This window comes from Paenibacillus sp. OK076, assembly GCF_900110055.1.
In the GTDB taxonomy this organism is placed as follows: Bacteria; Bacillota; Bacilli; order Paenibacillales; family Paenibacillaceae; genus Paenibacillus.
The window spans coordinates 67,987-80,196 of sequence record NZ_FOCH01000004.1; the positions used below are offsets into that span (position 1 = coordinate 67,987).

A 12,210-nucleotide genomic window follows, 5' to 3' on the forward strand; every position below is an offset into this window, starting at 1 on the left:
TGAATCCTTAAGTTAGTTTGGTTGATGGGGGTGGGAGAATTGAAACTTGCACCTACGATACGCACATATATAGAGAATCACATAAGAGAACGAGGATATAAACTACAGCAATTTTCAGATATCACGGGTGTTAACGTTGGTACATTAAGTGCCATCCTCAAGGGCAGCAGACCTCTGGCTATGAATCAGTTGGATCAAATCACTTCTGGTATGGGGCTGGAGAAGGGATACTTCTACGAAATGTACAGTGTGGAATGTTTTGTCGAAGCTGCACCTCATTGGAGGCGTTTGGAACCGTTCCTGTATCGCTGCGCTGAACTTAACAAGCTAGGCTGTATTAAAAAAGTGGTTTATCAGGTTACAGATGATCGATCCTATATTTCACAATTATTTGAAATGGCAGAGAATCTATATTCCAAAGAAATGAATGAAGCGGCGCTTATTTTATATGAATGCGTAGCCGCAGGTGAGAAATATCATCACTCGGAACGGTTGGCGTTATGCCAGTACCGTATTTTTTTGCTTCATAAAACCATGAGCAAATTCGATAATCTGGCAGCAGCGGTCCAATTGGAACTCTATATTGAGAAATTGGATGAAGAAATACAACTGGATGCTGTTAAAGATTTAGCGAATGTTTATAATACAATACATCATTGGGATAAGGTATATGAATTGGCCGAAGAACTGGAACGAAAAGGTTGATTTTCAACTTGAACTTCTATCTCGAAGACGCAAAAATAAAAAAAGAATTGCCTTTTACCCCATATTTACATATAAAGCATATGCAAATCTATTGAAGGCAAGTGTCTGTGAAGTACGTAAGGAATATGTAAAAGCTTTGGAATATACAGATGTTTACGTGAATGTTATTGAAGTCTCTAATCCAACAGAAGAAGAGCAAGAATTAATAGAACGTTTCAAAGGATGGGCAGAGGGGAATCGGTATTTATACCATTTGATGAATGGGAACCATGAGGTTATTGACCCTTATCTGAATTACCTGGATGCTAATCCTCATGAGATTTTAATAGCATTCGTAAATATTGTGCAAGCAGCTAACCAGCACTCACTGGATATTGATTATGCCTTGGATAGATTCGATCCTTATATTAAACAATTCAACACGGATATGCATTTAAAAGGGACGTACAATATGCAGATGTTGAATCATAGATATATACGTTTTTATTATGAATTAGCGAAGTACAGGCTCAACCAACAAAGATACGCAACGGGGATCGAAACTTTGCTCACGAGCCTGGAGTTATCATCATCAAGTAACGATGACCTAATGTCTATTAAATCTATTGATCTATATGGTAAATTCAGAAGGCATGTAACGAACCAACAGGAAGAACAGTACACTAGGTTAATAGAGGGCCTGAGCTCGCAAAATTTTGGGAGTAGAATTAAAAGCATATAACTACAGAGAGCTAGTATTGTTTGACGTAACCAACTTTACTATGAAGATTTATTATACAATTTTTGCAAAGCATTCTATTATGAATTTTTAGATAAATGTACCCTAAAATAGGTTGAAAAAGGGGTGCATGCTGTGAGAGAAATCAAACAGATCAAAGATCAAATCGAGCAGAATCGGCAACATTTGCGTCGGTTGGTGGAGAAACATGGCATGCATGATGATAAGGTTCTTAAGCAGTCTATGGTGCTGGATGAACTGATTAATAAATACATTCGACTAAGAGAGAAATACTAATTTGTTAATGCTCTTATCCTCCACTATGATCCACCCACAGGTGGACCTCGTTATCCACCCACAGGTGGACCTCGTTATCCACCCGTTTGTGGACGCTAGAGCGATGTTCTCCCTGCTATGCTTAAAGCATCAAATCAAGCAAATTACAGGGGGAACAACATATGACAACGAGCATGTGGATTCAGATGATTATCATGTTTGCGGTATTAGTATTTACTTCAATTGGACGAAAGCCAGTACGTTATTATCGGTTATTGCTACCTTTCGTTATTATGGGTTATTATGCAGCCAAATTTCTTAAATACATGACTTTTACAGGCAATAATGTGCTGTTTTTGTTGGTGGCTGTGATTGTAGGAGCAATGTTTGGAATGATTGTGCTGGGAATAACGCGTATGGAATTCGATGCGACGGCAGGTAAGTGGTATACCCGAGTGGGGATAGGTAGTGTGGTCGTTTGGGCGGCGGCATTCCTGCTACGCATTGTCCCGGTGGAATGGATTACGCATCATCCGCAGCAAGCATATCACTATGCAATTGAGCATCAATTGGATCTTCAGAATATCGGTCCTGCATTTATATTAATGACGGCTGCTATGGTTTTGGTGCGTGTGGCAGGGATTCTAATCCGCTCCAGAACGAGCAAAGTACAGCATACGATTGGAACATAATTTATAATGGGTTTCTGTCTTTAGTTTTTACGTTAAGGGACTCCATTTTTTCCATGAGTACGATATGTAGTTTGGCGTGAGTGAACTATATCCATATGCGGTAGTTGTGACAATTTTCACAAATCAATGCAAAATGTTGGTTATGAAAATATTATTATGTAAGCAAACATTTTATTTTGCAAAGGAATAAAATATGAATTTTTTGGCAATGTATCCTAAAATGTTTTAAAAAGAGGGGGTGCATGCTGTGAGAGAACCGAAGCAGATTAGAGACCAAATCGAACAGAACAGGCATGAGTTAAGTCGATTGGCGGAATATCATGGCATGCAAGACTACAAAGTCCTTCAACAATCGATGGTATTGGACGAACTAATTAATGAATATAATCGCTTCAAATATAAAAAACACTTTATGAAAAGACAGCCGATTGCATAATGCAGTCGGTTTTTTGATGCAATAGAAGAGTAGTCGACTGTAGCGATACAGTTGGCTTTTTTGCGTTCCCCCGAAAGCCTGCGCTTCAATCTTGAAATTCCGTACCAATCCCATGGTTGGCAGGATAGCCATCGATCATTAAAACTGGATATGATGACCCCAGTTATATCCAGATTGATCTATGAAGAGGGATTATACAATGATCGGGAGAGGGAGGGATGAACGGAAATGATGGACAAGGTACAGGGTTATTTGGGAAGAAATATGAATCTGCGCACCAAGCTGCTCCTGTTGTTCCTGGGGCTGACCTTGCTGCCGCTAAGCTTGCAGGGAGTAGTGAATTACCTGCATTTCTCGCAGACGATTGATCGCAAGACGGAGCAGTTCACCATTGATATTGTTCGCCAGATTAACACCAATCTGAATCGGCTGCTCAAGGACTTCGAGCGGTTGTCGCTCTTGCCGCTCTACGATCAGATGGTGCTCGGCATTCTGGGCAAATACAATGCTCCGATGGGATCGGGTACATGGGCGAGGTCCGATGATTATCTGAAAATGAAGCTCTACACGTCCGGTCAGGCGTATGACCGACCGGAAATTCGTGGCATCCATCTGATTAGCAACAGCGGCATTTTGTTCTCCAATCTGGATTCACTGGCAGTGAATCCGGTATGGGACAGCAGGCAGGATGACTGGTTTGCAGAGCTTAACGGCTCGGAAGGCGAATGGCGTCTGCTTCCTCCGCACGAGCCCAGCTATTACACGGGCAGTCATGAAGAGCCGTATATATCGGTTGCCCGTGAGATTCGTGATCCGGGCACACTCCAGCGACTGGGCTACATCCTGATCGACATCCGGCTGGAAGCCTTCGGCCAACTCTTGTCCAATCTGAATTTTGAGCAAAATGCGAGCCTGATGATTGTCGACAGCAAGCAGCGGCTCCTATTCGAACGCACCTCAGCCGGAGGCTTGTCCGCATACGACCAACTGTTAACGCATGGCCAGCTTCAAGGCTACGCAGGCAACCAGAAGGTTGTCCTTGATGGGAAGCCCTATCTCTACGTACAGCACCATTCCAGCTATTCAGGACTTTCGGTGATCAGCCTGACACCTATTGCCGTTATTCAGAAGGAATCAGGCGAGATGCTCACGTTTACGTTTGGATTCGCTGTGTTATGTATGGCGGCGGTAGCAGTTCTCGCGGTTCTCTTATCCTACCGCATAACGAGGCCGCTGATTCGATTGAAGCACAATATGATTCGGGTGGAGCAGGGAGACTTTAGCCAGCGCGTAGTGCACTTTAGCAATGATGAGTTCGGACAGATTAGCAGGGGTTTTAACCGGATGATGGAAGAGATCCATCGACTGTTCAACGAGGTATTTCTGTTGGGCATTCAAGAGCGAGAGGCGGAGTTGTCAGCATTGCAGAGCCAGATCAATCCCCATTTTATATACAACACATTAGAGTCCATCAACATGATGGCGGTCCGCAAGAAGCACGCTGAGGTGTCTGATATGGTGACGGCACTTGGCAAGCTGCTGCGTTATACGATTGATAAGGTGGACCGGAGGGTTCCGCTTCAGGAAGAATTGGCGTTTGTACAATCCTATGTACGCATTCAACAAGTACGTTATGACGGCAAGCTGGAGGTAATCTACGACATCGATGAAGCTGTTACAGATTGTCTGATTCCCAAGCTGGTATTGCAACCGCTGGTGGAGAACGCTGTCTATCATGGCATTGAAGGGCAGACCGATGGCGGAGTGATCTGGGTATCTGCATTGAAATTCGATGATGAGCTGCTGATTATTGTACGTGACAATGGCAAAGGCATGGCTCAGGCGGAGATTGATGAATTAAATGAATCCATTGCTCGGCAACCATCCAATGAGGCATTGCGCTGTCATGCGGGGGACAGGCTGGGACTTAACAATATCGCCCAAAGGCTCCGCCTCATGTATGGAGAAGGTGGCAGCTTGAGCGTCGATGGCAGTCCCGGGCAGGGCCTGGCGGTGACAGTATCCATTCAACTTCAACCGAAAGGGGAATGAAGCGCATGTATAAAGTATTGCTTGTGGAGGATGAGACGGTCATCCGTCAAGGACTGAGAGAGCTGATTGTACAGGCGGCTCCTCAGTTCGAGGTAACAGGTGAAGCTTCGAGCGGAGTGGAGGCACTGGATTTTCTGAGATGTGAAGTACCGGATGTGTTGATCACGGATATTCGCATGCGTGGAATGGACGGGCTGACACTGGTATCCAAAGCAAGAGATATGTACCCTGAACTGCTGATGATCATCATAAGCGGGTACGGGGAGTTTGAATATGCACGCAGGGCGATGGAGTACGGGGTGTTGAACTATCTGCTGAAGCCGATTGAACGTCATGAACTGGCGTTATGCATCCAAAAAATTCAGTTGCTGCTGGATCGCAGGTACGGCATTTCAACCCTTCCAGTCACGGAGCCATCTGGGAAAGCAGAGCACTCCGGCGGAGATGCGCGAAAGATTATCCGAGATGTGAAGGAGCACATCAAGCAGCACCCCGATGGGGACCTGCGACTTCAGACCATAGCAGCTCTGGTTCATCTGAACCCCACCTATCTAAGCCAGTTGTTCAAGAACGAAACAGGAACCAATTACTCCGAATACGTTGCTGAGGCTCGTATGGAACGGGCCAAGTGGCTGCTGGTTAACACAGGGCTCAAAATCTATGATGTTGCAAGGTTATCCGGGCATCAGAGTCCCAAGCACTTCATGCTGGTATTCAAGCAGCAGGTGGGATGGACAGCAGGGGAATATCGTGACCGATTCAGCATTTCTTGAAATACCATACCATTTCTGTAATTGACGTGATTTATGAGCGGGCGATGCCTTCGTTATACTTTGGATGCACATGTATACCACTACGTCCATAAGGGGGATTTTCATGAAAAAAGCAGGACTGATAATGCTACTCTTACTCATGATGGTTGCTTCAATCGGGTGCACAAGCTCCAATTCCGGAAGTGATTCTGGGCAAGCAACCGGGGAGAATGGAGAGGTTGAGCTGAAATTCATGATGTGGGGCAATCAGGCACATATGGATGTATACAACAAGCTGATCGATGGCTTCACGCAGGAGAATCCAGGCATCAAGGTGACGATGGAATCCGTTCCTTTCGCAGAATACCAGCAAAAAATTTCGGTGCTTGCCGCTGGCGGCTCTCTCCCAGATATCGCCTGGGTATCGGAGCGGATGGTGCCACAATTCAAATCCAATCACATCCTGGCTGATGTATCCGAGTTCAAGGATGATGCCCAGTTCAAGCTGGATGATTATATACCAAGTACACTGGATTTGTTCCGTGATGGCGATCAGCTGCTGGGGCTGCCCTTCTCCACACCTCCAGTGGTCATGTTCTACAATAAAACGCTGTTCGACAAGGCCGGCCTGACCGACCCGAATACACTTGCCAGCCAAGGGCAATGGACATGGGAACAGTTCGAGAAGTCCGCCAAGACGATTACCAGCAAGGAGGCGACCAACCGGATCTATGGCGCCAACTTTTTTCGCGACTGGAAGACCTGGGCTGTGCTCTCCTCGTATTCATGGTCCAATGGCAGCGGCCCGTTCGACGAAGGCATGACGAAGTTCACCTGGAACGATGCTTATGGCGTACAGACCTTTGAACTGCTGGAGCGCATGATGTTCACCGATGAATCGCATCCAAAAGCAGGCGAGCAGGTCAGCTTCGATGCTGGCAATGTGGGCATGTTCTTCGATAACTACAGCTATGTTTCCAAGGCAAGAGAGATTACGGATTTTGAATGGAGTATCGCTCCTATGCCTTCCGGCTCACAGGGCAGCGTACCGATGCTGGGGCAGGCTGGATATGCCATGTTCAACGACAGCAAACATCCGGAGGAAACCAAGAAGCTGTTGAAGTATTTTGCCAGTGAGCAGGGTATTCAGGCGACGGCCACCTATTTTGTGCCTCCGCGTACCTCTGTGCTGAACTCCGATGCGTTCATTAATCAGCCGAATAATCCGAGCAAGGAGCATATTGTGCAGGCGGTGATTAATGAAATGCCAAAAGCGCGCTTGATTCCCGGTCATATCCGTTGGCAGGATATCGACAATGTGGTATTGCAGGGATTTGATCGATTGTTCGCTCGTTCAGCGACACCCGAGGATAATCTGAAGCAAATGCAGGAAGAGATCCAAAGCGTACTGCAACAATAAATCATTTTATAGAAACAGGAGGTGAGCATAGTGGGCAAATTCAAGGAATTGCTTGATCGGAAATCGCTGTCACTTGTGGTCAGCCTACCCGAGAACGACCTATCTTTGGCCCGGGCAGCAATTGAAGAGGGCGCTGATGCACTGAAGGTGCATTATAATGTCGGTCATCGCGCAAGCGGGAATCATTTTGGTCCACTGTATAATTATGCCGAATTTTTTCAGGCGATTCGTAGCGAGTTTGGCGGCCCGCTTGGGGTCGTACCGTCCGGCAGTATTGATGGAGCAAGGCGAGAGGATGTGGAGAGGCTTTCCGGGCTGGGTTTTGACTTCTATTCGATCTATGCACATCACTTGCCTTCCTTCATGCTGGATGATCTGGGGTTGGACCCCACGTTTGCAATCAATGACGAATATGAACCTTCTCTCATCACGTCGGCGGCTCATTACGGCTTCACCGCCCTGGAGGCATCCATTGTGCCTGGGAATGAATATGGTACACCGCTAAGCTTTGCGGACGTGCTCAAGTACCGCCGTCTGGTCTTGCAGGCGCAAATTCCGGTATTGGTTCCTTCCCAGCGTAAGCTGGTGCCGGAGGATGTTCTGGTGCTGCACGATACCGGAGTCAAGGCGATCATGCTTGGAGCGGTCGTAACAGGCAGAGCGGAGGAGCAGCTGCGAAGGGCTGTTAACGCCTTCCGTAATGCGGTGGACAATCTGAACCGTCCAGACTAGAGGGAAGAAATTTGATAAAGGGGAGGGCCTGACTGTGACCCATTCACGCAAGCGTACAGGAAGAGGTCCGCTCGCCAGAGAGGCCCAGATCGCGGGATGGCTGTTTGTATCACCGATGGTGCTCGGGTTTACCCTGCTGCTGCTGTTTCCCATGGGTCTCGCGCTATACATGAGCCTGACCGACTGGCCGCTGCTGGGGGATCATCATTTTATTGGACTGGAGAATTACCGGAATGTGATGACAGACGCCATGTTCTGGAAAGTGCTCGCCAATACGGTTTATTTCACTGCGGGGCTTGTGCCGCTTAACATTGTGCTTGCTCTGCTGCTCGCATTGCTGCTATCCAGAAGTTTGCGCGGCATCGGTATTTTTCGAACAGCCATCTTCGTTCCGGTCATGACCTCGCTGATTGTATGGTCTATCGTATGGAAGCTGATGTATGCCACAGAGTCGGGACTGATCAATCAGCTTCTGTTAATGATAGGCATCAAGGGGCCTGCCTGGCTCTACAATCAGGATCTGGCGATGCCTGCGGTTATTGTGACGAGTGTACTGAAAAATGTGGGGCTGAACATGGTGCTGTTCATTGCAGCCATTCAGCAGGTGCCGCGTTCACTTTACGAAGCGGCAACCCTGGACGGCGCGGGCAGAAGGGGAACTTTCTTTCACGTCACGCTGCCCATGATTACGCCAACGGTGTTTCTAACCATGGTCATGACCGTGATTGGCTCGCTCAAGGTGTTTGGACAGATCTACGTCATGACACAGGGAGGGCCGAGCAACAGCACGAAGGTATTGGTCTATTATATCTGGGAAAAAGCATTCAAACTATTTCAGTTCGGCTACGCTTCTTCGCTTGCGTATGTGCTGTTCTTTATCGTGCTGATTTTGACACTGCTGCAATGGCAGCTTCGAAAGAGGTGGGTATTCAATGAAGGCGATGCCTAATTCTTCGATTCGCAAGACAGGCAGTGCCCTTGGGACGTATTTGCTGCTGACTCTGATCTCGCTGATCATGCTTGTTCCATTTATCTGGATGATATCGACGTCATTCAAGGAGCCCCAGAGCATATTTACCTATCCACCACAGTGGATACCGGATACCTTCCGATTTCAGAACTACATCGATGTCTTTCGATTGATTCCGTTTCATCGTTTTTATTTTAACAGTGTATATATTGCTGCTGTGGTTGTGTTGGGTACGGTGTTCTTTGCATCACTCGCCGGGTATGCATTTGCCAAAATTCCGTTCAAGGGACGTAATGTGGTATTTCTCATCCTGCTGAGTGCGATGATGATTCCCCATGAGGTGACGGCAATTCCCATGTTTCTGTTCATGCGGCAGCTGGGATGGATTGATACACATCTTCCGCTGATTTTACTGCCGATTTTTGGGGCGGGCGGCGTGTTTGGCATCTTTGTGATGCGGCAGTTCTTCATTACAGTACCCACCGAGCTGGAGGAAGCGGCGATGATTGACGGCTGCAACCGATTCCGGATCTATGCACGTATTATGCTTCCGATTGCCAAGCCCGGTATGGCTACGCTGACAATCTTTACGTTTGTGACGATCTGGAATGAGTTTTTCGATCCGTTGATTTTCATTAACTCGCGAGAACTGATGACGCTGCCGCTTGGGTTATCCTTGTTCACGGATGAAGTGGGAACAGCCTGGCAATATCTGATGAGTGCCACTGTTATGGCGACCCTGCCGCTGCTGATTGTCTTTTTCCTGGCACAACGGCGCTTCATTGAGGGAGTTGCCATGACAGGACTGAAAGAGTAGCCCATGCAATAGAACGGAAGGAGTGATAACTTGAGTGAACGGATAAGGATGAGGTTGAAAAGGGAAGAAGCGGATGTGGTTGTTGTGGGAGGGGGTCCGGCGGGTATAGCGGCAGCCATTGCTGCTGGACGACAAGGTGTTCGAGTAGTACTGGTGGAGCGGTACGGGTTCGTTGGTGGAATGTCGACTGCCGCCATGGTCTACCCTTGGATGACCTTCCATACGGAGAGTGGTGAGCAGGTGATTCGAGGCATCGCCCAGGAAATCGTTGACCGACTGCAGGCACGTGGCGGCTCTCCGGGGCATCTTCGGGATACGGTTGGATTTGTTCATACGGTTACGCCTTACCATCCGGCGATCTATCAGGTGGTAGCGGCAGAAATGCTGCAGGAGGCGGGTGTCCGGTTGTTATTGCACAGCTTCGTGGATGAAGTGGTTATGGTGGATGATCGGGTAGAGGCGGTACGTCTGACGAATAAATCTGGGCGAATGGAGCTAAGAGCGAACGTATTCGTGGATGCCAGCGGTGATGCGGATGCGGCTTATCTTGCGGGCGCTTCTGTTGCAAAGGGGCGAGACGGCGATCACCAATCACAGCCGATGACCATGAAATTCCGAATGCGTGGTGTGGACCTTGGACGAGTAAAACAATACATGCAGGAGCACCCGGAGGATTTCTATGCCAAGACCCCTTTCTCCGAACTGGACAGTATTCCGTTAACCGGGGTGAGCGGCTTCTATTCCCAATGGAAAAAAGCAGGTGTGCCGATTAATCGGGATCAGGTATTATTTTTTACCGGACCGGCTGAAGATGAAGTATTGATTAACTGCACCCGGGTGCAGGGGCTGGATGCTACAGATGCAGAGGATCTGACTTCTGCGGAACAGGAAGGTCGGAAGCAGGTGCTGATGATCGCTGAGTTTCTGCAGCGCGACGTGCCTGGCTTCGAAAGGGCTTCCATCTCAGCGGTAGCACCGCAGATCGGTATCCGTGAATCCAGACGAATCATCGGGCATTATGCGTTGACCAAGGACGATGTGGTTGCAGGGCGAAAGTTTGACGATGTAATCGCCAGAAGTGGCTATCCGATTGATATTCATGATCCTTCCGGTCAAGGCGTCGTAGCCGCTTTTATAGAAGGAGACGGAGCATACGATATTCCGTACCGCTCTCTGATTTCCCGCAATATTCGCAATCTGCTGGCGGCAGGACGCTGTATCTCCACCACACATGAGGCTCACGCAACGACAAGGCTGACTCCAAGCTGTATGGCTACGGGGCAGGCTGCGGGAACAGCAGCCGCTTTAGCTGTTCAGATGAAGCTAGATCCGTTGGAGCTGTCGGTAGCGGTGCTGCAAAAGGAACTACGCCGTAACGGAGCAGCGATCTAGGGGATGAGCTGGTTGTGGGCGAATTAATAGTGGGAGTGAGTTTTAATTGAATCACTGGGGCGTAAATTTTAACGAACCTGAGACGTCTAATTTGGGGATATCAGCTGATATGAAAAATGTAACGAATCTCAGTGAAGTTATTTCACCTCAAAACACTGAAATAGCGGGTAAAAGCAGGGGAATCAGAGGAATAGAGCGTCTACGATTCGTTAGATTAGAAACTGTCTCACAAATGGCTAAATAAGCTTCCCTCAGTTCGTTAGAAATTGGTGGGAAGTCCTAGTGAATTTATGAGCATAACTGTAGGTCCCAAAAAAACTCTAAGTCCACTGCATACGTGGATTTAGAGTCTTTGGGACGCTTTCCTTCTTTTTATCAAATTCGGTTCTTTCCTTCATATCTATTTCCATCGTATCTAATCAACCATGAAGCCTAGGTTGCTTCAAGTTACTTCAAGTTACGTTACTTCAAGTTACTTCATGTTACTTCATGTTTCATATTCCTTCTTGCCTTATTCCTTCCATGCATCAAGTCATTCGTGCTTCAAGTCGCCGTGCCACAATGGACAACGTATAGTTAATGACGAAGTACAATACGGCTGCGAGCAGCAGGGCAGGGATGACGTAATCGAAGCTCTGCCCACCAAGGATCTGCACATTGTGCATCAGTTCCGGCAGGGAGATGATGATCGCCAGTGAAGTGTCCTTCAGCAAGGAGATGAACTGGCTCACCATCGGTGGCGACATGCGCCGCAAAGCCTGAGGCATAATGATGCCGCCAAGTGTCTGCATGTAGCTCAGTCCCGAGGAACGGGCGGCTTCCACCTGACCACGTTCTATCGATTTGAGTCCGCTGCGGACAATCTCTGCGATCATGGCGCCTTCGAACAGACTTAGTCCAACAACCGTGGACCAGAAGACAGACATTTTGATCCCGAGCTGGGGAAGTACGATATGAATGAAGAAAATGATCAGCAGCAGCGGCAGATTCCGAATCGTATCCACGATGACGGCCACAATCTGTGACAGGACCGGAATTCGGGTGTATCGAACGGTACCAAGCACGGTGCCGAGTACAAAGCTGAATACAATCGACAAACCTGCCACTTGCAGAGTGATCAGGAATCCGTGCAGCAGGAAACGAAGGTTGGGCCAGGCGTAGGCCCCGCTAAAGTCCATGGATCATCGGCCTCCTTCTGTGTGCGGACAGAAAATGAAATAATTTGGAAAAATTAGCTGCATAGCATAG

Annotated in this window: 13 protein-coding genes; 12 read left to right on the top strand and 1 reads right to left on the bottom strand. The window is 47.8% G+C overall.

Going from position 1 to position 12,210, the window contains the following annotated elements:
• Positions 1 to 39 precede the first annotated feature (39 nt).
• The 12 genes from BMY78_RS25105 (at position 40) to BMY78_RS25160 (ending at position 10,962) form a co-directional block, all read left to right on the top strand.
• Complete coding sequence (locus BMY78_RS25105; protein WP_090904077.1) at positions 40 to 705, top strand: hypothetical protein; 666 nt, start codon at positions 40 to 42, stop codon at positions 703 to 705.
• Positions 671 to 1,426 (top strand): hypothetical protein, encoded by a 756-nt coding sequence (locus BMY78_RS25110; protein ID WP_090904078.1) that lies wholly within the window; start codon positions 671 to 673, stop codon positions 1,424 to 1,426. The genes BMY78_RS25105 and BMY78_RS25110 overlap by 35 nt, the downstream gene beginning before the upstream one ends.
• Positions 1,427 to 1,558: 132 nt before the next feature.
• Positions 1,559 to 1,720 (top strand): aspartyl-phosphate phosphatase Spo0E family protein, encoded by a 162-nt coding sequence (locus BMY78_RS25115; RefSeq protein ID WP_111620111.1) that lies wholly within the window; start codon positions 1,559 to 1,561, stop codon positions 1,718 to 1,720.
• A gap of 161 nt (positions 1,721 to 1,881) precedes the next feature.
• A complete protein-coding gene (locus tag BMY78_RS25120) occupies positions 1,882 to 2,391 on the top strand; it encodes a DUF1453 family protein (RefSeq protein ID WP_090904080.1) in 510 nt (169 codons plus the stop codon).
• Positions 2,392 to 2,638: 247 nt separating this feature from the next.
• Positions 2,639 to 2,827: an aspartyl-phosphate phosphatase Spo0E family protein gene (locus tag BMY78_RS25125; protein WP_064642743.1), complete on the top strand. Its 189-nt coding sequence runs from the start codon at positions 2,639 to 2,641 to the stop codon at positions 2,825 to 2,827.
• A gap of 228 nt (positions 2,828 to 3,055) precedes the next feature.
• Positions 3,056 to 4,879, top strand: coding sequence for a cache domain-containing sensor histidine kinase (locus tag BMY78_RS25130; protein WP_090904081.1), 1,824 nt, complete (start codon positions 3,056 to 3,058; stop codon positions 4,877 to 4,879).
• 5 nt (positions 4,880 to 4,884) lie between these two features.
• A complete protein-coding gene (locus BMY78_RS25135) occupies positions 4,885 to 5,652 on the top strand; it encodes a response regulator transcription factor (protein ID WP_090904082.1) in 768 nt (255 codons plus the stop codon).
• Positions 5,653 to 5,755: 103 nt separating this feature from the next.
• Entirely contained in the window at positions 5,756 to 7,051 is a 1,296-nt protein-coding gene (locus BMY78_RS25140) for an ABC transporter substrate-binding protein (protein ID WP_090904083.1), read from the top strand.
• A gap of 30 nt (positions 7,052 to 7,081) precedes the next feature.
• Positions 7,082 to 7,783 carry a beta/alpha barrel domain-containing protein gene (locus tag BMY78_RS25145; protein ID WP_256222404.1) on the top strand — a complete coding sequence of 234 codons (702 nt, stop codon included), beginning with the start codon at positions 7,082 to 7,084 and terminating at the stop codon, positions 7,781 to 7,783.
• 34 nt (positions 7,784 to 7,817) lie between these two features.
• Entirely contained in the window at positions 7,818 to 8,732 is a 915-nt protein-coding gene (locus BMY78_RS25150) for a carbohydrate ABC transporter permease (RefSeq protein WP_079695868.1), read from the top strand.
• Positions 8,716 to 9,570 (top strand): carbohydrate ABC transporter permease, encoded by an 855-nt coding sequence (locus tag BMY78_RS25155; RefSeq protein ID WP_090904085.1) that lies wholly within the window; start codon positions 8,716 to 8,718, stop codon positions 9,568 to 9,570. Before BMY78_RS25150 ends, BMY78_RS25155 begins: the two co-directional genes overlap by 17 nt.
• Before the next feature lie 48 nt (positions 9,571 to 9,618).
• A complete protein-coding gene (locus BMY78_RS25160) occupies positions 9,619 to 10,962 on the top strand; it encodes an FAD-dependent oxidoreductase (RefSeq protein ID WP_090904086.1) in 1,344 nt (447 codons plus the stop codon).
• A 527-nt stretch (positions 10,963 to 11,489) separates the two neighbouring features.
• On the opposite strand, the gene BMY78_RS25170 is transcribed toward BMY78_RS25160, so the two are convergent.
• Entirely contained in the window at positions 11,490 to 12,140 is a 651-nt protein-coding gene (locus BMY78_RS25170; protein WP_063566273.1) for an amino acid ABC transporter permease, read from the bottom strand.
• Between the last annotated feature and the right edge of the window lie 70 nt (positions 12,141 to 12,210).

What these genes read in the sequence shown, in the direction of transcription:
- BMY78_RS25120 (WP_090904080.1), top strand. Translation starts at nt 1,882, where the DNA reads ATGACAACGAGCATGTGGATTCAGATGATTATCATGTTTGCGGTATTA.
- BMY78_RS25170 (WP_063566273.1), bottom strand. Translation starts at nt 12,140, where the DNA reads ATGGACTTTAGCGGGGCCTACGCCTGGCCCAACCTTCGTTTCCTGCTG.
- BMY78_RS25155 (WP_090904085.1), top strand. Translation starts at nt 8,716, where the DNA reads ATGAAGGCGATGCCTAATTCTTCGATTCGCAAGACAGGCAGTGCCCTT.
- BMY78_RS25160 (WP_090904086.1), top strand. Translation starts at nt 9,619, where the DNA reads ATGAGGTTGAAAAGGGAAGAAGCGGATGTGGTTGTTGTGGGAGGGGGT.
- BMY78_RS25130 (WP_090904081.1), top strand. Translation starts at nt 3,056, where the DNA reads ATGATGGACAAGGTACAGGGTTATTTGGGAAGAAATATGAATCTGCGC.
- BMY78_RS25140 (WP_090904083.1), top strand. Translation starts at nt 5,756, where the DNA reads ATGAAAAAAGCAGGACTGATAATGCTACTCTTACTCATGATGGTTGCT.
- BMY78_RS25110 (WP_090904078.1), top strand. Translation starts at nt 671, where the DNA reads ATGAATTGGCCGAAGAACTGGAACGAAAAGGTTGATTTTCAACTTGAA.
- BMY78_RS25135 (WP_090904082.1), top strand. Translation starts at nt 4,885, where the DNA reads ATGTATAAAGTATTGCTTGTGGAGGATGAGACGGTCATCCGTCAAGGA.